Below are 23,238 nucleotides of genomic sequence, written 5' to 3' on the forward strand. Positions count from 1 at the left end.
ACTGAAAATAATGTATAATATGTTCAGTACGGATTACTACCAGTTGATCTTTCTGTTTACTTTCGAGTCTGCCAACATGGTAGCCAAAGCAAAGCAGAAAATTGGTAGTAAGACGACACGGAAACTGCGCTTTGGGTATTCTACTCAAAGCTTTGCGGGATACCGCCATTCTGTTTGGACTCCGTCCCGCTAACGCGAATGGAAACAAACAGAATGCTATCGCTGCATAGTTGAACAGTGATGTTCAGCAGTGTTCAGCGTAAATGTATCAGTGCCTAGCTCATCACCATGCCACCATCGATGGCGAAAACCTGTCCCGTGATGTAGGCCGCCGCCGGATCTGCCGCCAAAAAACGCACCAGCCCCGCCACTTCTGCCGGGGATCCCAGTCGCCCCAGGGGGATCTGCGCCAAAATCGGGCCAGGATCCAGTTTTTCGGTCATTTGGGTGGTGATGAACCCCGGTGCCACGGCGTTGACGGTGATGTTGCGGCTGGCCAGCTCGCGGGCTGCCGTCTTGGTCAGGCCCACCACCCCTGCTTTGGCGGCGCTGTAGTTGGCCTGGCCGGGATTGCCCACCAAGCCCACCACCGAGGTGATGTTGATGATGCGCCCCTGGCGCTGCTTCACCATGATCTTGGCGGCTGCCTTCAGGCAGAGAAAGACCCCCGTCAGGTTGAGATCCAGCACCGCCTGCCAATCTTCTGGCTTCATGCGCAGCAGCAAGGTGTCGCGGGCCATGCCGGCATTGTTCACCAGCACGTCCACCCGGCCCCAGCGCCCCATCACCTGCTCGAAGAGTTGTTCCACCGCCTGCGGCTGGGAGACATCGGCGGCCACAGCCATCCCTTCGCCCCCCAGGGCGGCGATCTCCTGCAGCAGCGACTCGGCCTCGGCGGCGGAGCGAGCGTAGTTGACGACCACCTTGGCGCCAATCGCCCCCAAGTGAAGGGCAATGGCCCGGCCAATGCCCCGGCTGGCTCCGGTGACCACCGCCACCTGGTTATGGAGCGAGGGCAAGGGGAGAAGTTCAGACATAGGCAGCAGCTTCCCGCTTATTTCTACCGCCGCAACAGTATAGGATGCTTTGGCCTTGTCTGGGGCGGGGAGACTCCCCCCTATGGCCGTTCCAACAGCGATGAGACCGCCTGTCGCCTCGATCCCAAACTCCCCTCTCCTCTTGGGAGAGGGGCTGGGGGTGAGGGCTAGCTCCTCTTGGGAGAGGGGCCGCGGCTGGTCGCATCAGCAGCGCGGAGCGTTTGAGCAACTGGCTGGGGAGACCCCCTCGCGTCAGCGGGCCGCAGGCCCCAACGGTAGGTGCTGTCGCTGCTCGCGCAAGCGGAACGGTGTTCCCTAAGCGCTGACGCCAGGAGGATCCTTGCCCTCTGGGGAGAAACCAGTAAGCTGGGCCAGATTAAGATCGATGGCTAGGCCTAGCCGAGGAACCGTCCATGCAAGTGGAGTTTCGCGAGTGCGATCCGGGAAATCTCTGGATCTGGTTTGAGTTTGCGGAGCCGCCGGTTCCAGCGGAGCTGGAGTACCTCAAGGAGGTGCTGGAATCCTGGTATGTGCTGGGCAAGCTGGGGGGATTCAACGCCGAGCGCCTGGTGGCCCAAGAGGCGGAGGTGGATCTGAGCTATTTGGAGTACCCCAGCGACTCAGCTCCCTTGACCTCCCTGATGCACAACATGGGATCCTTGGAAGAAAAGGGCAACTGGGCCCGCTGCTGGTTTGACCTGGGCACGGCCGATGCCTTGGCGCTGGATGTGCTGATCAACGCCCTGCGCACCCTCAGCCTCGAGTACATTAACCTCAGCCGCGTCATCATCGGCGGGCAGAACGAGGACTGGCCAACACCGGATCCCGAGGAGACCGATGTCTATGATGATCTCAACGGCTACCTGCGGGATCATTGGGGGGAAGAGGGAGAGCTGGAATAGCTCCTACTCCAGGTAGCCCAGCTCTTGCATCCGCCGCACCAAGTCTGTGCTGCTTTCCATGTCAACTCGGCGAGGAGCGGTGCTGGGCCGGCGCGATTCTGCCCACTCCAACCACTGCCTCAGCCCTTGCCGCAGGCGGTCTAGCCAAGCCTGGGGGGAAAGGGATCCCGGCTCAGAAGGGATCCCGGCCGCCAGCAAGTCCTGCAGTTCCGCCGGATCCTGCTCCAGGTTGTAGAGGCTGGGGCGATCTCCGGTTTGGATCAGCTTGGTCACCCCTTCGTAGAGAGCGCGGCGGGTGTCGTAACAGGCGCGCGCCTGCAGCAGGTTGTCGTTGCGGTTTTCCATGGCGCGCAGGAGAATCTGGGGCGGGAAGGCTTCGCTGAGCACCACTCCCTGCTCCGGATCCTCGCCGGCCAGGGTGCGGCTCAGGCTGAGGCGGGCGATCTCGCGGCGAAGCTGGAGGCTGACGCGGGGGGCGCCGTTGGCTAGAGAAAGGCTGGGGCGGAAGCCGGCTGCTTCCAAGAGAGTATGGAAGAGGCGGCGGGTGGAAACGGGGGTGGCCACGCGCTTTCCTGCTGGAAAGTAGCCGGGGTAGTGCAGGATCAGGGGGACGCGGATCAGCTCTTCGTAAACCACAAAGGCGTGGCCGACAAAGTCGTGTTCCCCTAAGCCTTCGCCGTGATCGGCGACGATGGCCACCAGGGTGTTCTGCTCTAGGCCGGTGTGGCGCAGGGTCTCGAAGACGGATCCCAGCAGGTGATCCTGGTAGGCCACCTCGGCATCGTAGATGTCCCTGAGCACCTGGGCCTGCAGCGGGGAAAGCGGCTGGGGCAGGGGCGCCATCCAGCGGTAGGGCTGGGCGTTATACTCCCGCAAAAAGTCGCGCGCCTCGCGGTTGGTCTTGAAGTAGGGAGCATATTTCTGCACAAAGGGCTCCGGCGGCCAGTAGGGCAGGTGGGGCTCCATCAGGTTGACAAAGCAAAAGAAGGGCGGCGCTTGCCCATCCAACTGGCGGCGGGCCATCTGCTGCAAGTAACCGTTGAGGTCAGCAATGGAGGCAGCCGTGTTGCCCTTGAAGTTCATCAGCCGGGTCCAGAGGGAGGCAAACCAGGGGTGCAGCGCCAGTTGGAAGAGAGTATCAGAGCGGGCAAAGGCGTTTTGCACCGGGTAGGAGAGGCGGCGCCAAAACTGGGTGTAGGCGGCCAGCCAGCGGTTGAGGGGGGTGGGCAAGGGATTGCCTTCGGGGGGGCGGGTGGGCAGGGCCCCGCCGTAGTTGTAGAAGGTGTCAAAGCCGCGCCGCAGTCCGTTTTTCAGGATCCCGACCAGGGGGTTGTTGCAAAAGCCCACGGTGGTGTAGCCGCCCAGTTTCAACAGCTCCGCCAGGGTGGGCAGGGCGGGGCTCAGCTCCAGGTCTGCCTGGACAGTCTGGTGGGTGCTGGGATATTCCCCCGTAAACAGGGAGGCGTGGGAGGGGATCGTCCACTGGGCGGGGGCGATGGCCCGCTCGAAGAGGGTGGATTCTGCCGCCAGCCGATCCAGGTTGGGGCTGGTGGGCACCTGGCGGGCCCGCTCTTCCTCTGACCAGTAGCAGGAAAGGCGATCCGCCCGTTGGGTATCGAGCACGATCAACAGAATGTTGGGGCGTTCCCCCAAGGCGGCCTCTGCCATTGCTGAACTCCTCACCACAACCCACCCAACACGGTTCTTAAACTATCTTGACATGCTCCTGTCGGCCCTTTGTCGCCGGCTCCTAGGGCAAAGTGAGCTGGGTTTGGCTGTTGCCCTGGATCCGGGCGGTGTTGGCCTGCCAGTCTAGGATGCCGCTGTCGCCGCTCACGGTCAGGGCTTGTCCGGGCTGGCGGTAGCGCACATTGCCCAGGGCCTGCAGTTGGGTGGAGCCGATGCGCCAGCGGATCTCTTGGGCCTGCAACTCTTGGCCGGTTTGCAGGGACTCCGTCCCGCCAACGCGAACGGCTTTGGCTTTCACGTTGCCCAGCAGGCGCAGCTCGGTTAGGGGCAGCGGAGCCCGCAACTGCTCGCCGCTGAGGCGCACCCTTTGCTGGGGGGCATCCACCTCGACTGCTCCCAGCGCCTGCACCTCGCCGGCGCCAAATTCCCACAAGAAACGGCGGGCGGCCAGCTCCAGCTCCGGATCCCGATACTTGGCCCGCACCGGTTGGCTCGGATCCCGATTCTCCAGTTGCATCTGGGCTTGGCCAAAGTCGATGCGCAAGCGATCCCCCTCCAGAGATCCCCGGCCGTCCAACAGCTCCACCTGCACCTGGCCCTCGGCTTCGAGGAGGCGCTGTTCCGGCAACCACTGCAGCCGCTCTGCCTGCAGGCGCAGGTTGTCCCGCTCCGATTCCACCTCCACCTGGCCCGTCAGTTCCAGCCGCCGCTCGCCGGGGTAGGCGGATCCCCGCTCGGCCCGGACGCGAATGGCGCGATCCTCTGCGTCGAAAAACTCTCCCTCGATAGACTGCAAATGGGCGGATCCCAACTGCACGGGAGTGGTGCCATTTTCTGGGGGGGACTCGTATTCGGCCAGGCGAGCCTGGAGGCGCCAGAGCAGGCCACCATCGGGTTTGGCCTGGGTGAGGGTGATGTCTTCGTAGATCAACTGGGGGGTGGAGATGGGTGCGGAAGGAGCCTCGGAATCCCTGGCCGGGGGTGGCTCCGGCCCACCACAGGCAGCGCTCAGCAGGGCCAAAACCACTAGCCAACCTAGGATCCGAGAAGAACTGGGCTGCATGGCTCTCTCTCTTGCGCGCTTTCTCCTACCCTAGCTTTACCCTGCCGCTGGGCCGGATGGGATCCCGCTGTGGCATCATCAGGGCAGGGTATTGCGGGGGCAGGTGTGACCCAACTGTTGCAACTGTTCATCTACGGCCTCGTCCTGGGCAGCATCTATGCTTTGGGGGCGATTGGGGTGTCTCTCACGTTTGGCATTTTGCGCTTTGCCAACTTTGCCCACGGGGATCTGATGACCTTGGGGGCCTACTTTGCCCTGACGTTTGTCGGCTGGGGTTGGCCGCTAGAGGTGAGCTGGATCCCGGCGGCCTTGGCGACAGCACTGTGTGCGGTGGGGATCGACCAACTGGTCTATCGCCGCCTGCGCCGGGAAGCGCCGGTGATTTTGCTGATCTCTTCTTTTGGCACGGCCCTGATCTTGCGCAGCTTGGTGCAGATTCTCTGGGGGCCCAACAACCAGGTGTACCGCAGCGGCATCCAGTTGCCCTGGCAGTTTTGGGGGCTGCGCGTCAAGCCGGATTGGGTAGCGATTCTGGTGGGAACGGCGCTGTTGGTGGTGGCGCTGCACCTGTTTTTGCAGCACACGCGGGTGGGGAAAGCCATGCGGGCCATGGCCGACAATTTTGACTTGGCCAAGGTGACCGGCATCGATACGGAGCGGATCATTCTCTGGACTTGGGCCATTGGCGCCGCCTTGGCCTGTGTGGCGGGCATCTTCCTGGGCCTGGATACGCGGCTGCACCCCACCATGGGCTGGCGGCTGCTGTTGCCCGTTTTCGCTGCAGCCATCCTCGGCGGCATTGGTCGCCCTTACGGGGCCATCGCCGGGGGGCTGGTGATTGGCCTGGCGGAGGAGTTTTCTACTTTGGTGCTCAGCCCAGCCTACAAGACGGGGGTGGCCTTTGCCATTCTGGTGCTGTTGCTGATCTTGCGGCCCACAGGGCTGTTGGGAGGACGGGCCTGATGTTGAGCTACGCCATTTTCTTTTTGGTTTTGGTGGGGATCTACGGCGTGCTGGTGCTGGGCCTCAATATCCAGTGGGGCTACGCCGGCATGTTCAACATTGGGGTGGGGGCCTTTTTTGCTGTGGGGGCCTACGCCAGCGCCATTGCCACGACGCCGCCCACCCCTGAGCACCTGGGCGGGTTCGATCTGCCGTTCTGGGTGGGCTTTGCCATGGCGGTGGTCGCCGCCGGGGCGATCGCCTTCTTGATCGGCTTGATCACCCTCAAGCTGCGCTCCGACTACTTGGCCATCGCCACCATCGGCATTGCCGAGATCATCAGCCAAATCCTGAAAAACGAGGGCTGGCTGACCAACGGCGTGCGTGGCATCACCCGCATTCCGCGGCCCTTTCGCGGCTGGATCCCAGGACAGGATACGCTGCTGTACTTGGGCTTGGTGCTGCTGGTCTTGGCGGTGGTTTACTGGCTGAGCGAGCGGGCCTATCGCTCTCCTTGGGGACGGGTGCTGCGGGCTATCCGCGAGGACGAGCCGGCAGCCCTAGCCGCTGGCAAAGATGTGCTCCAGTTTCGTTTGCAGGCATTTGTCCTGGGATCCATGCTCATGGGGCTGGCGGGGGCGCTCTATGCCTATTTTGTCAACTTCATCAGCCCGGAAGCCTTCCAGCCGGAGTTTGCCACCTTCATCGTCTGGGTGATGTTGATTGCCGGGGGCAGCGGCAACAACCGCGGCGCCCTGCTGGGGGCGCTGGTGATTTGGGGCGTGTGGTCGGGCAGCGAATGGTTGACCAACCGTCTGCCGCCCCAATGGGCCACCCGGGCCGGCCCCTTGCGCATTTTGTTGATCGGGATCTTGCTGCAGGTGATTCTTCTCACGCGCTCCCAAGGGCTGTTGCCAGAACGTCCGCCCAAGCCTGTTGTGGCTACTTCCGTTTCGTCTAAGCAGAACCCAGCAGGATAGGATGGGGTCGGCTGCAGCCGTTGTTGACGTGTTTGAGACAACCCAGACCTCTGCCACCATGACTCCGCGCCCCCAGGAAACGGACTCTCCCTTGTCGCCCCACAACCCCGACGCGACAGGCTGCCATCCCGATGCCGGACAGCCCGGGATCCCGACTGCGCCCATCCAGGAGGGCTATGCCGTGCCGGAGCAGTATTTCAACCGCGAGCTGAGCTGGATCGAGTTCAACGCCCGAGTGTTGCACGAGGCTCTGGACGAGCGCACTCCCCTGTTGGAGCGGCTGAAGTTTCTGGCCATCTTCGAGAGCAACCTGGACGAATTCTTCATGGTGCGAGTGGCGGTGATTCGCCGTCAGTTGGAGACGGGTGTGTTGGTGCTGACTCCAGATGGCCTCACACCGCAGCAGCAGTTGCGGCAGATCTCCAATCGCCTGCGCCCCCTGATTCAAAAGTTACACGAGTGTTTTCGGCAGGAACTGGTGCCTAAGCTGGCGGAACAGGGCATTCACATCCGCGATTTTTCCGAGCTGGCCGAACCGGAGCGGCAGGAGCTGCGGGAGTATTTCGACCGCCGCCTGTTTCCCGTGCTCACCCCCTTGGCGGTGGATCCGGGCCATCCTTTTCCCTATATCTCCAACCTCAGCCTCAGCTTGGCGGTGGTGGTGCGGGATCCGGAGACCGGCAAGGAACACTTTGCCCGCGTCAAGGTGCCCAACACCCTGCCCCGCTTTGTGCCGCTGCGGGACGGGGTGAGCTTCGTGCCGCTGGATCAGGTGATCGCCCATCACCTGGAGGCCCTGTTCGTGGGCATGGAAGTGCTGGAGTACTACCCCTTCCGCATCACTCGCGACGCCGATCTGGAGATCCAAGAGGACGAGGCCGACGATCTGCTGGCAGCCATTCAAGAAGAGCTGCGCAAACGGCGCTTTGGCTCGGTGGTGCGCATGGAGATCGCCAAGTCGATGCCCTCTGCCATTCGCCAACGGCTGTGCGAAGAGCTGCATCTGGATGCCGACTCCGTTTACGAGGTGGATGGGCTCCTCAACATGGGGGGGCTGATGGCGTTTCTCAACCTCAACCGCCCTGATTTAAAAGATCCCCCTTGGGGGCCCGTCACCCCTCCCCGCTTGCGTACTGCCTCGGTCAGCGATGAGCCGGTGGATATCTTCTCCGTCATCCGGGAAGGGGATCTGCTGGTGCACCACCCCTACGATTCCTTTGCTGCCAGTGTGGAACGGTTTTTGGAGGAGGCGGCCAACGATCCCCAGGTGCTCACCATCAAGCAAACCCTCTACCGCACCTCCGGCGACTCCTCGGTGGTGGGATCCCTCATCCAGGCTGCCGAGAACGGCAAGCAGGTGGCCGCCCTGGTGGAACTCAAAGCCCGTTTCGACGAAGAAAACAACATCCTCTGGGCCAAGAAGCTGGAAAAAGCTGGGGTGCACGTGGCCTACGGCCTGCCGGGGCTGAAGATCCACTGCAAACTGGCGCTGGTGGTGCGGGAAGAGGGGGGATCCCTGCGCCGCTATGTCCACATCGGCACCGGCAACTACAACCCCAAGACCGCCCGCATCTACACTGACTTGGGCCTGTTTACCTGCGATGAGACTCTCTGTAACGATGTAACAGAATTGTTTAACCTGCTGACGGGCTATTCGCGGCAACGGCACTTCCGCAAGCTGCTGGTGGCCCCTCGCACCCTGCGCCAGGGGATGGAAGCCTTGATCCGGAGAGAGATGCGCCATGCCCAAGCCGGCCAGCGGGGACGCATCATCGTCAAGGTCAACTCCCTCACCGACCCGCGCATGATCCAAGTGCTCTACGAGGCCAGCCAGGCAGGGGTGGAGATCGACCTCATTGTGCGTGGCATGTGCTGCCTGAAGCCAGGGATCCCGGGCCTGAGCGAGCGCATCCGTGTCATCAGCATCATCGGGCGCTTCTTGGAGCACTCCCGCATCTTCTACTTCTACAACGGCGGCCAGGAAGAGTACTTCATCGGCAGCGCCGACTACATGACCCGCAACCTGGATCGCCGCGTCGAGGTGGTAACCCCTGTAGAGGATCCCCTGTTGCAGCAAGAGCTGAAGGCGATCTTGGAGATCTGTCTGACGGATAACCGGCAAGCTTGGGAATTGCGTCCCGATGGCACCTACGTACAGCGACAGCCCAAGCCGGGAGAGCCGGTACGCTCCACCCACCAACGCCTGATGGAGCGGGCCGCCAGCCGCCTTTAGCCCTCACCCCCGGTCCCCTCTCCCTCTGGGAAGTTGGCTTAGGAGCGAGGGGTTTGGGCAGCTTCGGCCTCTTGCTCGCCCAGGGCGATCACCTGCTCGGTGGCCTGCAGCGAAGACTGCAAGCTCTCCAACTTTTGTCGGCTGGAGCGGTTCAGCCCCGCCTCAATGCCGTTCACCAAGAGCTGATCCAGAGAGAACCAACCGCCGCCATTGACGGCAAAGGCCAAGAAGATGGCCGCGTAGATGGCCGATAGCTCCAGGTAAGGAATGCTGAAGCCGGCCACCTTGATGTGGTGAAACATGGCCACCGCCATCGTGGCCACCAGGCTCAATGCGGCGGGCCGCGTGAACAGGCCCAGGGCCACCAGGGGAGCTGCGATCAGTTCAGTGTAGGCGGCTACATAGGAGAAAAAGATGGGGAACGGCAAGCCGATCACTTCCACATAGGCCGCCGCAAACCCTTCGATATCGGCCAGCTTGTCGAGGCCGTTGTGAATCATGAATAGCCCCGCCACCACCCGCAAGACGGTCCACCCCAACTGGGACCACCGCGGAGGAACGCTGTCGTGACGCAAAACCGAGACGAGCAGCACGGGAAACTGCTGAGTGAGTGCCATGAGATGCAACCTGCAATGCAAAGATGCTAACTATTGTAACGATTCTAAATTTCTGTAACAAGACCAGGGCGGGATCCCCTGTCCTTCGGAGGCCGGATCGTCGGCCATTGGGTTGGGGGTGGGCGCAGCAACAGAGGGGATCCCTGCCCCCGCAGCGTCGCTTGGACAAGATGCGCCCGAGCCGTTCTCGAGTGCCTATCCTTGTGAAGTGTTGGCGCAATTCTTCTGGCAGACGATCCCTGTCTTTAGCTAATCCGCCGTTCGCGCTAGCGGGACGTAGTCCTGGAAGCCCCGCTCTGTACCCCCCTATATCCCAGCCCCCCAGCCCCCCAGTCCCCCCGTATACGGGGGGATATAGGGGGGCGAGGGGATATATGGGGCGGGCCGGTCAGAGTCGGGATGAGAGGCGGGAGCGTTCAACAGGTACAATGCATTCATCATGAGAACCGCTTACCAGTACCGCTTGCGGCCCACTGCTAGCCAAGTCGCCCTGATGGGTGAGTGGCTGGAGCTGCTGCGTAAGCAGTACAACTATCGCTTGGCAGAACGGTTCAACGGGTGGGAGCAAAATCGCTTTCCCTCAGATGAAGCAGGACTGTATCCGGGGAAAGTTTATCCATCTGCCCAAGATTGGGCCGGTCAAGCTCATCCAACACCGTCCTTTGCCGGACGGCTTCGTGATTAAAACGGCCACCATCACCCGCAAGGTGGATGGGTGGTACTTCACCTTGAGCCTGCAGGATCCGTCTGTCCCGGAATGGAGCCCTGACCCCCCAACGTGGGAAAACACGATGGGGATAGACCTGGGGCTAAGCTCTTTCTTGGTCACCGATGAGGGTGAGGTTATCGAGGTTCCTCAGTATTACCGTAAAGCGCAAAAGCCCCTCAAGCGGCTGCAACGGTCTGTATCGCGCAAGCAGAAGGGGTCAAACCGCTACCAGAAAGCGGTCAAGAGGTTGAGCAAGGCGCATCAGAAAGTAGCCAACCAGCGCCGGGATTTTCACCACAAAGTTGCTCATCAGCTTTTGCAAGACATATAGCCCATGAGGCGCTGAACATCAAAGGTCTGGCAAGGACAAGGTTGGCCAAATCTATCCATGACGCCGGTTGGGGTGAGTTCCTGCAAATCTTGGCAGCCAAGGCTGAAAGAGCTGGGCTGTTGACGATTGCAGGGGATCCAAATGGCACGAGTCAAGAGCGCTCGGGGTGTGGTCGAGATGTGCCCAAAAAGCTGCATGAGCGGTGGCACGATTGTCCGCACTGTGGGCTGAGTATTGGCAGGGATCACAACTCGGCGAGGGTCATCAAATCCAGAGCGGTGGGGCGTCCCGTTCTTCAAGCTCAGGAAATGTCCTGCTATCGGGCAGGAGTCACTGGGAAGCCTGCACTCTATGCGTCAGCATGGGTGCGGGAGTACGTCACGGAGAAAAGCAGGCCATGATGCGCATTTCTATTCAGCCGGAGAGCGGGATCCCTGGCTCAGTCCAGCTCTTCAACTTGCTCTGTTTTGGCATTGCCTGCGGGCAATTTCCTCCCGGCTGTCGCCTGCCCAGCACCCGTCAGTTGGCCATGCAGACGGGCCTGCATCGCAACACCATCCACAAGGTTTACCACCAACTGGAGGCCATGGGCCTGGTGGAAACTCGCGCCGCCTCCGGCATTTACGTGAGCGGCACTGCTCGCCAGGCGGTTAACCGTTCTCGCGGTCTCAGCAAGAACCTGGATCGATCCAAACAGGCGCTGGAGCAGGTGCGTCAGGGCATCGATCAGCTTCAGCAGCAAGGCTTTTCTCTGGAGCAGGTGCGGGATCTGCTGCTGGCCGAGATCGACTGGCGGCTGCGCTGCAGTGCTCAGGTGCTGGTGTGCGTGCCCCGCCGAGACTTGGGCACAGGACAACTCATGGCTCAACAAATCCAACAGACTTTGGGCATCCGGGTCCAGTTGGTGCTGTTGGAAGACCTGGCCGCCGTGCTGGATCAGATCCATTCCGGCACTGTGGTGACGCTGCACTATTTTCTCAGCGCTGTCGAGGCCATTGCCCAGCCGCGGGGGGCCCGTGTGCTCCCGGTGGAGGTGTCGGATTACGCCCGCGAAATTGCCCTGATCCGCCAATTGCCTTCCCACGCTTGTCTGGGGCTGGTGAGCATCAGCACTGCCCTACTAGAAGTTGCCGAGGTGATCGTCCAAAGCTTGCGAGCAGACCTGCTGGTGCTGACAGCGGTGATTTCCGATACGGAACGGGTGGGATCCCTGATTCGCCGCGCCCACACCCTCATCTGCGACGAGGCCAGCTACTCTACCCTGCGCGCTCTGGTGCGCCAAGCCCGATCCGACCTGATCCGCACGCCCAACCTGGTCTGTGCTTCCCCTCACATCGGAGAAGCAGCCATGGCCAAGCTGCAACAGGAATTGGGCGGGATCCCATGAGCAGCAAGGGCGAGAAAACTCCTTTTGTTGCAAGCAAGCCATTTCGCGGATGACGGGCTGTGCAATGTCGTGCTTAAGTGGAAATACGGTAAAAAACCATCCTGATTTGATTCATCACTAATCAGTCTTTACACGTATGGTGATCCTCGACTACGCCTCCGCCGACCACGACCATGTGGCGGTGACAAAGGAAGGGTTTTGGGAGGCCATCCGCTTTCAGGATTATTTCTACGCTTTTAACCGCAGCTTTGCTCGGCTGCAGGACGCTATCGCCAGTTGCCGCCGCGAGATGGATCGCGGCTCCTTGATCAGCATTGTGGTGGTGCGCCCTCCTAGGTTTGAGGTGTGGTCGCGGGTGGGATCGGAAGTGCCGGTTTTGCCGAAGCAACTGTTGCAGGGGGGTTCTTCTCAGCCAGCGGCACCGTCTCCCTCCCCCCGCAGGCGAGTCTTCTGGCGCTTCTGGGAGCGAGCTGCTGAGGTCTCTAGGGTCGATGCCGAGCTGCCTTCAGCGCGATCCCTCTTCTACCGGGGCGCTCGGCCTTACAACGCTCTACAGGCCTAAGCCGGAGTAGAGTTGCGGCTCGGATTTCCCGCTGAGGGGGCAGGAGGGCTTCAAGTGCAAATTCACGTCCTCCTCTTCCAGCAGTAGGGGCACCCGCTCGGCCACTTCCAGGCCAAATCCCTTCAGGCCGCTGATGTGGCGAGAGGTATTGCTGATCAGGCGCATCTTCCGCACCCCCACATCGCGTAGGATCTGGGCGCCAATGCCGTAATCCCGCAGATCCATCGCTGCTGGCGGCGCAGTTTCAGCTAGCCCCAGATCTTGGCGAGCATAGGACTTGATTTGCTCGATAAGGCTGAGCTCTTGCCGGCGCAGGTACACCAGCACCCCCTGGCCCTGGTGGTCGATCATCTTCAGGGCGGCGGTCAATTGGCGGCGACAGTCGCAGCGCAGGGATCCCAGCGCATCCCCCAGGGGGCATTCCACATGCACCCGCACCAGGACGGGCTTGGCGGCAAATTGGGTCGGATCCCCCTTCACCAGCGCCAGGTGTTCTACCTGGTTAAGGGTGTCGCGGTAGCCGTAGACCTGAAACTGGCCAAACTCCGTCGGCAAAGTGGCGATAGCCCCCCGGTGCACCAGCCGTTCGGTGCGCAGGCGGTACTCGATCAGATGGGCGATGGTGATAATTTTCAAATTGTGCTGACGGGCAAATTCGATCAACTGGGGCAGGCGGGCCATCGAGCCATCCGGGTTTTGGATCTCGCAGATCACCCCTGCCGGGTACAGCCCGGCCAACATGGCCAGATCCACTGCCGCTTCCGTGTGGCCGGCCCGTTTGAGCACCCCGCCCTCCCGCGCCCGCAGCGGAAAGACATGCCCAGGGCGGCGCAGATCTTCCGGTCGGGTATGGGGATGGATGGCCGCCTGGATGGTGCGAGCGCGGTCGGCAGCGGAAATGCCTGTAGAAACCCCTAACTCTGGCCCGGCATCAATGCTGACGGTAAAAGCTGTCTGGTTGCTGTCGGTGTTTTGCCCCACCATCAGCGGGATCTTCAGCTCGTCGAGGCGGGATCCCTGCATGGCCAGACAGATAAGGCCCCGCCCATAGGTGGCCATGAAGTTGATCACCTCTGGCGTGGCAAACTGGGCAGCACAGATCAGATCCCCTTCATTTTCCCGGTTTTCGTCATCGACCACGATGACCATGCGACCACACTTGAGGTCCTCCAGGGCTTCGGGGATGGAGTGAAAGATGGTTTCTGTCTCTGCCGGCAAAGTGGCACTCATGGAAAAGGGGAGGCGAAAAAGGGAGAGGAACCCTCGAAGATCTATGCTAGAGCAGGACAAAGGGCAGGAGAGAAGCCGAAACAGACAGCCGCCCTTGACCGCACTGCTACTGGGCTGGCTTCCGCGCAGCGGCAGGCCGCTTGTGCCTTCAACTGCAGGGCAAGGGACAGCCAGGGCTTTGAACTAGTACTTGGGAATGGAGGGATCGTAAGCCTCAGCCCAGGCCAGGATCCCCCCGCGCAGGTTTTTCCCTTGGATCCCGGCTGCTTGCAGAATCTTCAAGGCCTTGGCCGAGCGCACCCCGCTCTTGCAGTGGACGATTAGCTCCGAGCCGTTGAGGAGTTTTCGCACCTGCTCCACCCCATCGCCGTTTTCGATTTGCGGCAACGGGATCAGGTGAGCGCCAGGGATCCGGCCGATCTCCCACTCGTTGGGGTTGCGCACATCGACCAACACAAAGTCTTGGCCAGCATCCATCCGCGCCTTCAGCTCAGCCACGCTGATCTCGGGGATCTCCGCTTGGCTGGCTTGTTCTGTGGCTTGCGGGATCCCACAGAACTGCTCGTAGTCGATGAGCTGGGTGATGGGGGGAGTGGCGGGGTTTTTGCGCAGCTTCAGCTCGCGGAAGCTCATTTTTAGAGCATCGTAAAGCAGCAGCCGCCCGCTCAGGGTCGTGCCGATGCCCAGCAGGATTTTCACCGTCTCGGTGGCCTGGATCAGGCCGATGATGCCGGGCAGGATCCCCAGCACGCCCCCCTCGGCACAGGAGGGAACCAGCCCCGGTGGCGGTGGCTCGGGGTAGAGATCGCGGTAGTTGGGCCCATCCTCGTAGTTGAAAACCGTCGCCTGCCCCTCGAAGCGGAAGATCGAGCCGTAGACATTGGGCTTGCCCGTCAGCACACAGGCATCGTTGACCAGGTAGCGGGTGGGGAAGTTGTCGGTGCCATCCACGATCACGTCGTAGTTGGCAAACAGCTCCAGGGCATTGTGGGCCTTCAGAGCGGTGTTGTAAACGTCCACCTGGCAATAGGGGTTGATCTCCAGGATGCGGTTTTTGGCCGATTCCACCTTGGGCTTGCCCACCCAGGAGGTGCCGTGGATCACCTGCCGCTGCAGGTTCGACACATCCACCACATCGAAATCGACGATGCCGATCCGCCCCACACCGGCTGCCGCCAAATACAGCAACAGGGGCGAGCCCAGCCCGCCGGTGCCAATGCACAGCACCTTGCCCGCTTTCAGCCGCTTCTGCCCTTCCAGGCCCACCTCTGGCAGGATAAGGTGGCGAGAAAAGCGCTCCATCTCCTCGCGGGAGAGGCTGACTTGGCTGGTGTCCAGGTTCAACATGGTCAACGCCCTCCGGCAATAGCAGGAACGATGCTGATGACGGCTTGTTCTCCCACCGGCGTGTTGTCGCCTTGGGCCAACGTGCGCACGTCCTCGTCATTGAGGTAAACGTTGACGAAATTGCGCAACTTGCCGTCTTCTGTGTAGAGGTGGCGCTTTAGCTCGCCATAGCGGGCGATCAGGTTGCTCATCACTTCGCCGACATTGCTGCCCTCGATCTCGACAGCTTCCAGGTTGTCGGTGTAGGGACGCAAGGGGGAGGGAATCAAGACTTTGGTTGCCATGGGAGTTCGGGGAAGGGTTCTAGCGATCTGGTTGATCTACACCTTGAGGTTCTGAGCTGAACTATTCCAAGTGTCACCTCATCAAGTTCAGAGTACCGCTTTTTCCGACAACCCTCACCCCAGTCATTGCCCACCAGGGATCCCAAAGCTTCTCAGCCATAAGCCTCATTTTTGGAAGGAAGGTTGGCGGGAAAACAGCAGTCAGCTTCTCTAGCCAGCCCGAGCCACAAGCGAGGGCAGAGATTTGTCTTCCCAAATCTGCATCGGCTCCCGTTGGGGCTGCTCCTGCTCATCCAAAACCCAACTGGCCACCTCCTCTGCTTTGCCCTCGCGCACGCTGACGATCACACAGGAAAAGCCCCAGGGAAAAGCGTGCTGGCGATCGAACTCGGAGGGAACAGCCGCGTGGTTGGGGTGGGAATGGTAGGTGCCCAGGATCCCCAGGCCTTTGCGCACGGCATGGTCGTTGGCCCGCTTGAAATCCGCCGGGTCGATCAAGAAGCGGCGGCGGCTGGATTCGCCGTCTGCCAAGGGGTTTTCGGCTTGATCCCAGGTGTTGGCCACCGCCCAGAGTTCATGGACGATTTTGTCCGCTCCCTTGAGCTCGCCGATCAAAATGCCGCAGCCCTCGTAGGGAAAGGCTTGCTCGCCATGCTGGCGGATGGCGCGGAGGTGCTCTGCCGAGAGGTGAAGGGCCATGAATCTCACCTTTGCCGATGGAGTTACCGTTCTTTCATTTTGACACAGAGGGATAGCTTGGTAGCCCCGTACTTTGGTGCGGGCAGAGCTCTGGGCTGATGAGCTGGGGAACTGCGCAGAGTCCCCAGCGCTCCGGGGAAACAGCTATGCCGTTGCCTTGGCGTTTAACCAGCCGGTCGGCAGGGGGAGTGTCGAAGGTTGACTGGGGATGGGATCCCTTCTTTCGCCGCCGGTTTTCCTTTGGCATGAGTGGGAGTCTGAACAGATTTGGATCCGGCGAACTAACCGAGCACATCAGGGTGAGGATCCGGCAGCGGAGAGGCAAGCGGGGAATAGTGGGGGCAGCCCTGGCAGGGCCCTCGCGGGTTGACGGCACAGCGCAACCAGGTCGACTGGGCGCTGAAAATACAGGAGGGATCCCCCAGCGGCTGGCCGAATTCACCGGCCCGTTGGCGGCGCAGCAGCACCACTTGTCGCCGCCAATCCTGCAAAAAGCGGCTGTAGGCGCGTTCCCGCCAGCGACGCTTGGCCGCATGTTCCGAGACGTAGGCAGTGAGGTTATCCAACATGAAGCAGTCACCCAGAGAGTAAGGCCAACAGGCTGGGGGTCGCGTTGGATCAGCCTAGATCCTCAGGATGGCACACTCTGGTAGGAGAGGGAAAAATTGCAGAAGAATTGCAAACGCTCCCTATCTTAGTTGGGATGAAGAACCGCTTTGCCAACCGGAGGGCAGAGCGGCAGCATGGGCAAGGTGATTGGCTTTGAGCCGAAAAACTAGCGGAGCAAGCTGCTGGCTAGTGGGCAGGGGGATAAGCCGCCTATGATGGTATAGTAGAGGCTGGCTCCGACTTATAGCGAAGTGGCAGCGAGCCTACGGGGAAAGAAGTAAGTCGCCAGGGGATCCCTGCAGGCTTGCTTTCGAGGCAGGAGTTGAGGTTGTGATGACGGATGCCTCTGGGTCAGAACGATTGAAGCGAACCAAGGATATTTCTGAGAGTACACCGCCTTCATCTCTTCCGGATCACCTGATCCGGGCTACGGCGGCGGAGGGCAAGATTCGGGTGGTGGGCTTGGTGTCCACCCAGGCAGTCCAGGAAGCGCGGGAGCGGCACAAGCTCTCCTATGTGGCGACAGTGGCGCTGGGGCGGGCTATGAGTGCAGCCCTGTTGCTGGCGGCCAACCTGAAGCGACGCCAGGCGCGGATCAACCTGCAACTGAAGGGAAATGGCCCCTTGGGCGGCATCTACGTAGATGCCGGCATGGACGGCACGGTACGCGGCTATGTGAGCAACCCTGCCATTGAACTTCCTCTCACCCCTGAGAGCAAGTTGGATGTGGGTCAGGCCGTTGGGCGTTACGGCTACCTCCATGTGCTGCGGGACTTGGGCTACGGCCAGCCTTACACCAGTGCTGTGGAACTGGTTTCGGGAGAGGTGGGAGATGATATCAGCTACTACCTCTCCTCCTCGGAGCAGATCCCTTCGGCAGTTCTTTTGGGGGTGAACCTCGATTCCCAGCGGGTGCGCGCCGCCGGTGGAGTGCTGATGCAGCTCATGCCGGGAGCGCCAGCCAGTCTGATCCCGGAGATGGAGGCCCGTTTGGCCAAAGTAGAGGAATTCAGCCCAATGCTGGCCTACGGCGGCGGTTTGCGGGAGCTGTTGCAAATTTGCCTGGGCGACTTGGATCTCAAGATCGCGCCGGAGGTGCGCACCATCCGCTTCTATTGCCAGTGCAATTCCGACCGGGTGAAGGGGGCGCTGCGCATGTTGGGGCGGGACGAGCTCATCGACATGATCCGCACCGATAAGGGAGCAGAGGCGGTTTGCCAGTTCTGCAACGAGGTCTACCGCATCTCAGAGGATGAGCTGCGCTCGATTGTGGCGGAGATGTCGGCAAACCCATAGCACCCCGTGATGGCAGAATAATCGCCAGGTACGGGATCCCTGCTCTCCTATGTCCTCTGAGCCTGCTGCCCCTGAGCTCTCGGTTGTCATCCCCTGCAAAAATGAGGCGGACAACCTGGAACATTTGTTCGAGCGCCTGCGCCTAACCTTGGATCCGTTGGGGATCCCCTACGAGATCATCTGTGTCAACGACGGCAGCGAGGACGACACGCTGGAAAAGCTGATCGCTTTCCATCGTCAGGATCCCCGCATCAAGGTGGTGAACCTCTCCCGCGGTTTTGGCAAGGAAATTGCCCTCACCGCCGGCTTGGACTACGCTGCGGGCAGAGCCGTTGTGCCCATCGACGCCGACCTGCAGGATCCCCCGGAGTTGATCCCGGAGATGCTGCAGCAGTGGCGGCAGGGGTATCAGGTGGTGTATGCGGTGCGCCGCAGCCGCCGGGGAGAGAGCTGGCTCAAGCGCTTGACGGCCAACGGGTTTTATTGGGTCATCGACCAGCTCAGCCAGGTGCGGATCCCGCGCAATACCGGGGACTTTCGGCTATTGGATCGGCAGGTGGTGGACGCCATCAGGCAACTGCGGGAGCGCACCCGCTTTATGAAAGGGATCTTTGCCTGGGTGGGCTATCGTCAGGTGGCCATTTTTTACGACCGCGCCCCCCGTTTTCGCGGCAAAAGCCAGTGGAACTACTGGCGGTTGTGGAACCTGGCCATAGAAGGCATTACCTCTTTTAGCTCTTGGCCGTTGCGGGTGTGGAGCTATCTGGGCTTGGGGATTTCCGTGCTGGCTTTGCTGTACGGCCTTTTTCTGATCATCCGCACTTTGCTGTTTGGCTCTGATGTGCCCGGCTACGCCTCTTTGGCGGTGATGACCTTGTTTTTGGGCGGGATCCAGTTGATCAGCCTGGGCGTAATTGGAGAGTATCTGGGCCGCGTTTTTGAAGAGGTGAAAGGCCGGCCACTGTACCTAGTCCAAGGCGCCTTTGGGTTCGAGACCTCAGGACATTCGCCTTCTCCAGGATCCTATCCTGTTTGCAGCTCGGGCTCGCTGCCCACTCAAAAGCCGGGATGAAAAGCTCTTATGCTCTTATTCCCACCTCATTTTTCTGGGTTCTGCGTCCGGCATATTCTTGGTACTCGCGCACAAAGATCTCCTGCATCTCTTTCTGGGAAAGCTGGATTCCTTGGATTTCGGCGCGGGCGATGGCCTTCATCAGCTCAATATAGGCCAGGCCAAGGGAAAGGGTCAGGGTAGCGGCTGTGGTGGATTGGATGATGCCGCCTGCCAGGGATCCCACGCCGGGGATCAGCTTCAGCAGGTTCGAGACAATGGCCCGCCCGGTCACCACTGCGCCCCCAACGCCTGCCAAAGCCGCCATCAAAGAGTAATAAAAAGAAGGGGAAGCTTTGTAGCCGAAGATAAAGCTGATATTGGCAATCATGCCAATCTGAGCAGCCACCAACAGAGGGGCATCGGCAAAAGGAAGGGGGGTTGCCCCAATAAAGGCCGCGCTGGCCACATAGCCCGATACATACTTAAAAGCAGCATCGGCTTTGAGATCTACCCGCAGCAATTGCTGGCGGATAAAGGCAAGGCGAGCCACTTCCGGCAGCAGCTCCAAGGTGCAGCCGATCAGATGCTCCAGCCCGTGGGCGGGGATGGTGAGTTGCCGGTTAATGACCTTGTCCTTAGCCAAAAGAGGAACAATGTAGCGAACAGGGAGATTTTGGCGCTGCAAATACTGGAAAAACTCGCTCTCTTCCGGATTGGGGTATTCCAGGCATTGAGTTAAAACCAAGATGACCGGCACATCTTTGAGTTCCAGTTCCCTCAGCCACCTGCGCTCGGTTTCCTCCAGCCGCTTCAGCTCGTGGTGGATGCAATACCAAACAATGTGAATGTGATGTTCAGGATCCTTGAGGCGCAGCTCGTCGATTAGTTGGGCCACCTCGAGGCGGATCTGAGTATTCTGCTCGCCGGCCAACTCCATGCCAGGCGTATCGTAGATGGTGATCGGGCAACCTTGCTTGGAATATTGGCGAATGTGGCGGGTGACGGGGCTGCCGACGCCGGTGCGGGCCAGCTCATCTTTAAACACCGCGTTGACCAAAGTGCTCTTGCCCACCCCGCTTTTGCCGATCACCAGGACGTTGCAATGGCCCATTTCGGCCTCCGCTTCCAGCAGGCTCTGTTTGAACAGGTGGCGTTTGAACAGGTGGCCGGCCGAATCTTCTAGATCTCCCTGTTGCCCCCGAGCTCGCGCAACCGTTTGATGGGTTAGGCGAATCAGTTTTTCTATCCAGGAGCGGCTTTCCGGCTCCGTTTGAGACATGCTCCATCCCCAAGTACGGGATCAACTGGGCTAACGCTCCCAGTCTAGTGTAAATCGCGAAGGGATGCGACTCCTCCCTGACCGGCCCACCGGTTCTGCTACAACCAGCACTTTATTGAGAGCTGTTCACAAGAAGCGCCGAGTTGGACTATGCTGGGGTGGGGACAGCCCCAAGATCTCCTGGATCGACTCAATCAAGTAGACTGGGTAGATAGCTGTGTCCTCTTTACCTTGGAGAACCTTGCCCTATGTCTGAAACCGCAACCTTGCGCCAGGCCTTCAACAGCGTGCGCAACAACCCTGTCTCCCTCGGCCTGGAGGTGACCCAGCCGATCTGCGAGGGGATGAACGCCCTTCTGGCCAGCTTCCAAGGGTTGTACTTGCAATACCAGAAGCATCACTTCGTAGTGGAGGGCACCGAGTTCTACCCGCTGCACCAGTTATTCAAGGATCACTACGAGCAGGTGAGGGAACATGTTCACGACCTGGGAGAACGCCTTGAAGGTCTAGGGGGTGTGCCGGTAGCCACCTTTGCCACCTTGGCTCGCCTCTGCTGCTTTACCCCTGAGCCGGATGGCGCTTTTGAGGCGCGGCAAATGCTGAAGAACGATCTGGCCGCGGAGCAGGCCATCATTGATCTGCTGCGGCGTCAGGCCGCTCAAGCGGAAAGCCTAGGGGATCGCGCCACCCGCTACCTCTACGAGCAGATCTTGCTGAAGACGGAAGACCGGGCCTTCCACCTCAGCCACTTCCTGGCCAACGACAGCCTGGTGTTTGGCTTGATGGACGGCAGAGCCTAGTCGGGATCCAGGGCAGGCCCGTCAGGTCGGCGAGCCTGCTACCCTCTCTGCGCTGGCTTTTGTTTTTCTTGTAAGCATTTATTGAGAACTACTCTCCCTAGTAGCTTTCCAGGTCTACTCTTATTGATGAGGCGTTGCTTCTGGCCATGAACTTTGTATCTTCTGGGAGCGGCTATTGTTTGCAGATCCCCTTGGGGGAGCGCTGGCGCATTGGGCGGCGGCTGGTGGAGTTGGGGATCCCAGCGGTTTGTACGGGAGAGGGTCATTTGCAGGTGCAGGTGGACACGCCTTTGGCTCTGGTGCAGGTGCGCAGCGTGATCCGCCAATACACGGCGCGGCGGCGGGAGTTATTGGACAGCCTAGAGATATGTTGGCAGCTCAACGCTGGGGGACAAGATGAGCAAGTTGGCTAAGCAAAGGATCCCGTTTGAGGCAGAGGGCCAGTTCCTGGGATTTCTTCCCGATAAGGATGGCAAGCTCAAGTACTTGCGCTGGCAGGCCGGGGCAGAAGTGTTTGCTGGCAAGATCCCCAAGCCGCTGCGTTCTGAGCTCTACCGCAGCCTCAAACCCGGAGATAGGCTTCAGATCGCCGGGGAGCGGGAGGTGGATCCATTCAAGGGGCGAGAGAAATGGGTGCTCTGCCGCGTGGTTCCTGTCCAGGCTTCCCCCAAGGCCGCTCCCGGAGCGGAGGAAGGGAGGAAAGGCGTTGTCTTGGTCTGTCAGAAGTCTGATTGCTGTCGGCGGGGGGCGATGGCGGTGATGCAGGCTCTGCAGGCCCACTTGGCGGCCTACCCGGAGACCATCCGGGTGCAGGGAGTGGGCTGCATGAAAGATTGCAAACGGGGGCCCAACGTGGTGTTCCTGCCCGACAAGGCTCGCTACAGCGGCGTTTCTCCGCAAGGGATCCCGGCTTTGTTGCAGCGGCACTTTCCGCTGGCAGACCCAGTTCCTTCTCCTTGAGCGGCAACGTCGCCTGCTGCTAAGGGATCTAATCCTGGACGCAGACAACCTGCTGGGTTTGGGCAGACCGCTCGGCGGCCTCGGCCACAGCTAGGGCGTGGAGCATCTTCTCCGGATCCACGTAGAGAGGGCTGCCGCAGCGCAGGTGAGCCAGCACCATGCGGGTATCTTGCTCAAACAGGCCGTGGCGAGATCCGGTCTCCAGGGGATGGGCGCTGCCAGGGCGCAACAGGGTCGCCTCTTCGCCGTTGATCAGCAGGCCCCCCCGCTGGCCATGGAACTCCAATAGGCGCTGGGAGCACCACAGGGAGTCCCCTTTGCCATAGGTCAACACCGCCAGCAGCCCACTGGCAAAACTTAGGTGGGCTGTGCAGTAGCAACTGCTGTAGCGGTGGGGCAAGTCTGGACCGTCGTAGCGCAGTTGACAGCTCACCCGCTCTACCTTTCCCAACAAGTCCACCAGGCGGTGGATGCGGGAGACAGCCCCTGTGAGGGGGAAGCCAAACTGGTCGGGCCGATAAGTCCAGCGGTCGGGGGCAGGGTGGGCGGCAGTGAGGGTAATGTAGCGAACGGCAAACAACTTGCCCAGCCCTGCCAGCTCCCGTCTCAGCAACTGGTGAACGCCGCTGAGGAGCTCTATGTGCTCTACGTGCAACAGCAACTGCCGTTCCGCTGCCAATTGCACCAGGGAGCGAGCTTCGGCAACGCTCAGGGCCAGGGGATATTCCACAACGGTGTGGATCCCGGCCTCCAGGGCGGCACGGGCGATGGCCGCATGATCCCGATTGATGGTGCTAACAAACACCAAATCCAGCGGCTGCTCGCAGAACAGGGAAGACCAGTCGGAATAGGCCGCCGCCCCAAACTCGGCGGCAAAAGCAGCACTTCGCTCAGGGGTTCGGCCAGCAACTGCCACAATCTGCACCTGCCCATCTTTGCGCAAGGCTTCTGCCCGTGAGCGAGCTGCATAGCCAGTGCCAATGATCCCCACCCGCAAGGCCTGTTTCCTTCCCCTGCTTGTCTCTTTCTGTAGCATTACACAAAAGGATAGCTTGGTAGCCCCGTACTTGGGTGCGAGGCGGAAAAGCCCTTGAGCCACTTTAGTTGCTTCTTTTAGTACAGAGCTTCTCCAGGAAAACGACCTACTGCGGTGCAAAACCCGCGCGGCAATAACTAACCTGGAGGAACTTAAGTCCGAAGTAAGCAGAACTTTGAGGTTATGCCTCAA

Annotated in this window: 24 protein-coding genes and 2 pseudogenes; 15 read left to right on the top strand and 11 right to left on the bottom strand. The window is 60.6% G+C overall.

The genetic code is table 11. The annotated features are described in order from the left end of the window. Positions 1-230: pseudogene (locus SYN60AY4M2_RS14790) on the top strand (hypothetical protein); the annotation flags it as partial. A 45-nt stretch (positions 231-275) separates the two neighbouring features. Here the strand turns inward: SYN60AY4M2_RS14790 and fabG are convergent. Continuing rightward, positions 276-1,019: a 3-oxoacyl-[acyl-carrier-protein] reductase gene (gene fabG / locus SYN60AY4M2_RS09790; protein ID WP_228375524.1), complete on the bottom strand. Its 744-nt coding sequence runs from the start codon at positions 1,017-1,019 to the stop codon at positions 276-278. 431 nt (positions 1,020-1,450) lie between these two features. Here fabG and SYN60AY4M2_RS09795 point away from each other — a divergent pair, with 431 nt between their 5' ends. Beyond that, the gene (locus SYN60AY4M2_RS09795; protein ID WP_011431276.1) at positions 1,451-1,939 is read left to right on the top strand and encodes a DUF3531 family protein; all 489 of its coding nucleotides are present in this window, start codon (positions 1,451-1,453) and stop codon (positions 1,937-1,939) included. Positions 1,940-1,942: 3 nt separating this feature from the next. Here SYN60AY4M2_RS09795 and SYN60AY4M2_RS09800 read toward each other — a convergent pair whose 3' ends face one another. Continuing rightward, entirely contained in the window at positions 1,943-3,607 is a 1,665-nt protein-coding gene (locus tag SYN60AY4M2_RS09800; protein WP_099812820.1) for a sulfatase, read from the bottom strand. Positions 3,608-3,689: 82 nt separating this feature from the next. Continuing rightward, positions 3,690-4,691 carry an LPS export ABC transporter periplasmic protein LptC gene (gene lptC, locus SYN60AY4M2_RS09805; protein WP_099812821.1) on the bottom strand — a complete coding sequence of 334 codons (1,002 nt, stop codon included), beginning with the start codon at positions 4,689-4,691 and terminating at the stop codon, positions 3,690-3,692. 105 nt (positions 4,692-4,796) lie between these two features. On the opposite strand from lptC, the gene SYN60AY4M2_RS09810 reads away from it, so the two are divergent. From SYN60AY4M2_RS09810 to SYN60AY4M2_RS09820, 3 genes are read left to right on the top strand one after another with little or no spacing between them, the layout of a single operon-like run. Beyond that, entirely contained in the window at positions 4,797-5,654 is an 858-nt protein-coding gene (locus SYN60AY4M2_RS09810; protein ID WP_011431273.1) for a branched-chain amino acid ABC transporter permease, read from the top strand. After that, the gene (locus SYN60AY4M2_RS09815; RefSeq protein ID WP_099812822.1) at positions 5,654-6,613 is read left to right on the top strand and encodes a branched-chain amino acid ABC transporter permease; all 960 of its coding nucleotides are present in this window, start codon (positions 5,654-5,656) and stop codon (positions 6,611-6,613) included. Before SYN60AY4M2_RS09810 ends, SYN60AY4M2_RS09815 begins: the two co-directional genes overlap by 1 nt. A 1-nt stretch (position 6,614) precedes the next feature. Continuing rightward, a complete protein-coding gene (locus tag SYN60AY4M2_RS09820) occupies positions 6,615-8,846 on the top strand; it encodes an RNA degradosome polyphosphate kinase (protein ID WP_240527815.1) in 2,232 nt (743 codons plus the stop codon). A 38-nt stretch (positions 8,847-8,884) separates the two neighbouring features. Here SYN60AY4M2_RS09820 and SYN60AY4M2_RS09825 read toward each other — a convergent pair whose 3' ends face one another. Beyond that, positions 8,885-9,463 carry a DoxX family protein gene (locus SYN60AY4M2_RS09825; RefSeq protein ID WP_041438584.1) on the bottom strand — a complete coding sequence of 193 codons (579 nt, stop codon included), beginning with the start codon at positions 9,461-9,463 and terminating at the stop codon, positions 8,885-8,887. A gap of 439 nt (positions 9,464-9,902) precedes the next feature. Between SYN60AY4M2_RS09825 and SYN60AY4M2_RS14795 the strand changes: the two genes are divergently transcribed. From SYN60AY4M2_RS14795 to SYN60AY4M2_RS09840, 5 genes are all read left to right on the top strand, one after another. Then, complete coding sequence (locus tag SYN60AY4M2_RS14795; protein WP_228375326.1) at positions 9,903-10,148, top strand: helix-turn-helix domain-containing protein; 246 nt, start codon at positions 9,903-9,905, stop codon at positions 10,146-10,148. Further along, positions 10,048-10,503 (top strand): transposase, encoded by a 456-nt coding sequence (locus SYN60AY4M2_RS14495; RefSeq protein WP_240527816.1) that lies wholly within the window; start codon positions 10,048-10,050, stop codon positions 10,501-10,503. Before SYN60AY4M2_RS14795 ends, SYN60AY4M2_RS14495 begins: the two co-directional genes overlap by 101 nt. A gap of 41 nt (positions 10,504-10,544) precedes the next feature. Beyond that, positions 10,545-10,904, top strand: coding sequence for a transposase (locus SYN60AY4M2_RS14500; protein ID WP_228375323.1), 360 nt, complete (start codon positions 10,545-10,547; stop codon positions 10,902-10,904). After that, on the top strand, positions 10,901-11,890 hold the full coding sequence (locus tag SYN60AY4M2_RS09835) for a GntR family transcriptional regulator (protein ID WP_041438581.1): 990 nt from the start codon (positions 10,901-10,903) through the stop codon (positions 11,888-11,890). Before SYN60AY4M2_RS14500 ends, SYN60AY4M2_RS09835 begins: the two co-directional genes overlap by 4 nt. 136 nt (positions 11,891-12,026) lie before the next feature. Continuing rightward, complete coding sequence (locus tag SYN60AY4M2_RS09840; RefSeq protein ID WP_011431268.1) at positions 12,027-12,452, top strand: hypothetical protein; 426 nt, start codon at positions 12,027-12,029, stop codon at positions 12,450-12,452. 75 nt (positions 12,453-12,527) lie between these two features. Here the strand turns inward: SYN60AY4M2_RS09840 and ribB are convergent. The 5 genes and pseudogenes from ribB to SYN60AY4M2_RS09865 form a co-directional block, all read right to left on the bottom strand. Then, a pseudogene (gene ribB, locus SYN60AY4M2_RS09845) lies at positions 12,528-13,649 on the bottom strand (3,4-dihydroxy-2-butanone-4-phosphate synthase); the annotation flags it as partial. Between the two features lie 216 nt (positions 13,650-13,865). Continuing rightward, entirely contained in the window at positions 13,866-15,029 is a 1,164-nt protein-coding gene (gene moeB, locus SYN60AY4M2_RS09850) for a molybdopterin-synthase adenylyltransferase MoeB (protein ID WP_011431266.1), read from the bottom strand. A 2-nt stretch (positions 15,030-15,031) separates the two neighbouring features. After that, positions 15,032-15,313, bottom strand: a complete 282-nt coding sequence (locus SYN60AY4M2_RS09855) for a MoaD/ThiS family protein (protein ID WP_011431265.1) — start codon at positions 15,311-15,313, stop codon at positions 15,032-15,034. Between the two features lie 210 nt (positions 15,314-15,523). Beyond that, positions 15,524-16,012 carry a M67 family metallopeptidase gene (locus SYN60AY4M2_RS09860; RefSeq protein WP_011431264.1) on the bottom strand — a complete coding sequence of 163 codons (489 nt, stop codon included), beginning with the start codon at positions 16,010-16,012 and terminating at the stop codon, positions 15,524-15,526. A 281-nt stretch (positions 16,013-16,293) separates the two neighbouring features. Further along, the gene (locus SYN60AY4M2_RS09865) at positions 16,294-16,581 is read right to left on the bottom strand and encodes a DUF6464 family protein (RefSeq protein ID WP_011431263.1); all 288 of its coding nucleotides are present in this window, start codon (positions 16,579-16,581) and stop codon (positions 16,294-16,296) included. A gap of 373 nt (positions 16,582-16,954) precedes the next feature. Here SYN60AY4M2_RS09865 and hslO point away from each other — a divergent pair, with 373 nt between their 5' ends. Together hslO and SYN60AY4M2_RS09875 are read left to right on the top strand one after the other, a co-directional pair. Continuing rightward, on the top strand, positions 16,955-17,917 hold the full coding sequence (gene hslO, locus SYN60AY4M2_RS09870; protein ID WP_011431262.1) for an Hsp33 family molecular chaperone HslO: 963 nt from the start codon (positions 16,955-16,957) through the stop codon (positions 17,915-17,917). A gap of 49 nt (positions 17,918-17,966) precedes the next feature. Next, positions 17,967-18,989, top strand: a complete 1,023-nt coding sequence (locus SYN60AY4M2_RS09875; RefSeq protein WP_011431261.1) for a glycosyltransferase family 2 protein — start codon at positions 17,967-17,969, stop codon at positions 18,987-18,989. A 7-nt stretch (positions 18,990-18,996) separates the two neighbouring features. Here SYN60AY4M2_RS09875 and SYN60AY4M2_RS09880 read toward each other — a convergent pair whose 3' ends face one another. Then, the gene (locus SYN60AY4M2_RS09880) at positions 18,997-20,250 is read right to left on the bottom strand and encodes a GTPase (RefSeq protein WP_011431260.1); all 1,254 of its coding nucleotides are present in this window, start codon (positions 20,248-20,250) and stop codon (positions 18,997-18,999) included. A gap of 248 nt (positions 20,251-20,498) precedes the next feature. Between SYN60AY4M2_RS09880 and SYN60AY4M2_RS09885 the strand changes: the two genes are divergently transcribed. From SYN60AY4M2_RS09885 to SYN60AY4M2_RS09895, 3 genes are all read left to right on the top strand, one after another. Then, positions 20,499-21,050: a Dps family protein gene (locus SYN60AY4M2_RS09885; RefSeq protein WP_011431259.1), complete on the top strand. Its 552-nt coding sequence runs from the start codon at positions 20,499-20,501 to the stop codon at positions 21,048-21,050. 146 nt (positions 21,051-21,196) lie between these two features. Next, on the top strand, positions 21,197-21,463 hold the full coding sequence (locus tag SYN60AY4M2_RS09890; RefSeq protein WP_041438578.1) for an Asr1405/Asl0597 family protein: 267 nt from the start codon (positions 21,197-21,199) through the stop codon (positions 21,461-21,463). Beyond that, positions 21,447-22,010 (top strand): (2Fe-2S) ferredoxin domain-containing protein, encoded by a 564-nt coding sequence (locus tag SYN60AY4M2_RS09895; protein ID WP_041438576.1) that lies wholly within the window; start codon positions 21,447-21,449, stop codon positions 22,008-22,010. The genes SYN60AY4M2_RS09890 and SYN60AY4M2_RS09895 overlap by 17 nt, the downstream gene beginning before the upstream one ends. 28 nt (positions 22,011-22,038) lie before the next feature. Here SYN60AY4M2_RS09895 and SYN60AY4M2_RS09900 read toward each other — a convergent pair whose 3' ends face one another. Further along, complete coding sequence (locus SYN60AY4M2_RS09900) at positions 22,039-23,001, bottom strand: Gfo/Idh/MocA family oxidoreductase (protein WP_240527890.1); 963 nt, start codon at positions 22,999-23,001, stop codon at positions 22,039-22,041. Between the last annotated feature and the right edge of the window lie 237 nt (positions 23,002-23,238).

Source organism: Synechococcus sp. 60AY4M2 (genome assembly GCF_002760375.1).
GTDB lineage: Bacteria > Cyanobacteriota > Cyanobacteriia > Thermostichales > Thermostichaceae > Thermostichus.

Bases quoted from the DNA above. Each gene is read 5' to 3' on its own strand.
- SYN60AY4M2_RS09795 (WP_011431276.1), top strand. From the start codon at position 1,451: ATGCAAGTGGAGTTTCGCGAGTGCGATCCGGGAAATCTCTGGATCTGG.
- SYN60AY4M2_RS09800 (WP_099812820.1), bottom strand. From the start codon at position 3,607: ATGGCAGAGGCCGCCTTGGGGGAACGCCCCAACATTCTGTTGATCGTG.
- lptC (WP_099812821.1), bottom strand. From the start codon at position 4,691: ATGCAGCCCAGTTCTTCTCGGATCCTAGGTTGGCTAGTGGTTTTGGCC.
- SYN60AY4M2_RS09815 (WP_099812822.1), top strand. From the start codon at position 5,654: ATGTTGAGCTACGCCATTTTCTTTTTGGTTTTGGTGGGGATCTACGGC.
- SYN60AY4M2_RS09820 (WP_240527815.1), top strand. From the start codon at position 6,615: ATGGGGTCGGCTGCAGCCGTTGTTGACGTGTTTGAGACAACCCAGACC.
- SYN60AY4M2_RS09825 (WP_041438584.1), bottom strand. From the start codon at position 9,463: ATGGCACTCACTCAGCAGTTTCCCGTGCTGCTCGTCTCGGTTTTGCGT.
- SYN60AY4M2_RS14795 (WP_228375326.1), top strand. From the start codon at position 9,903: ATGAGAACCGCTTACCAGTACCGCTTGCGGCCCACTGCTAGCCAAGTC.
- SYN60AY4M2_RS14495 (WP_240527816.1), top strand. From the start codon at position 10,048: ATGAAGCAGGACTGTATCCGGGGAAAGTTTATCCATCTGCCCAAGATT.
- SYN60AY4M2_RS09835 (WP_041438581.1), top strand. From the start codon at position 10,901: ATGATGCGCATTTCTATTCAGCCGGAGAGCGGGATCCCTGGCTCAGTC.
- SYN60AY4M2_RS09840 (WP_011431268.1), top strand. From the start codon at position 12,027: ATGGTGATCCTCGACTACGCCTCCGCCGACCACGACCATGTGGCGGTG.
- moeB (WP_011431266.1), bottom strand. From the start codon at position 15,029: ATGTTGAACCTGGACACCAGCCAAGTCAGCCTCTCCCGCGAGGAGATG.
- SYN60AY4M2_RS09855 (WP_011431265.1), bottom strand. From the start codon at position 15,313: ATGGCAACCAAAGTCTTGATTCCCTCCCCCTTGCGTCCCTACACCGAC.
- SYN60AY4M2_RS09860 (WP_011431264.1), bottom strand. From the start codon at position 16,012: ATGGCCCTTCACCTCTCGGCAGAGCACCTCCGCGCCATCCGCCAGCAT.
- SYN60AY4M2_RS09865 (WP_011431263.1), bottom strand. From the start codon at position 16,581: ATGTTGGATAACCTCACTGCCTACGTCTCGGAACATGCGGCCAAGCGT.
- hslO (WP_011431262.1), top strand. From the start codon at position 16,955: ATGACGGATGCCTCTGGGTCAGAACGATTGAAGCGAACCAAGGATATT.
- SYN60AY4M2_RS09875 (WP_011431261.1), top strand. From the start codon at position 17,967: ATGTCCTCTGAGCCTGCTGCCCCTGAGCTCTCGGTTGTCATCCCCTGC.
- SYN60AY4M2_RS09880 (WP_011431260.1), bottom strand. From the start codon at position 20,250: ATGTCTCAAACGGAGCCGGAAAGCCGCTCCTGGATAGAAAAACTGATT.
- SYN60AY4M2_RS09885 (WP_011431259.1), top strand. From the start codon at position 20,499: ATGTCTGAAACCGCAACCTTGCGCCAGGCCTTCAACAGCGTGCGCAAC.
- SYN60AY4M2_RS09890 (WP_041438578.1), top strand. From the start codon at position 21,197: ATGAACTTTGTATCTTCTGGGAGCGGCTATTGTTTGCAGATCCCCTTG.
- SYN60AY4M2_RS09895 (WP_041438576.1), top strand. From the start codon at position 21,447: ATGAGCAAGTTGGCTAAGCAAAGGATCCCGTTTGAGGCAGAGGGCCAG.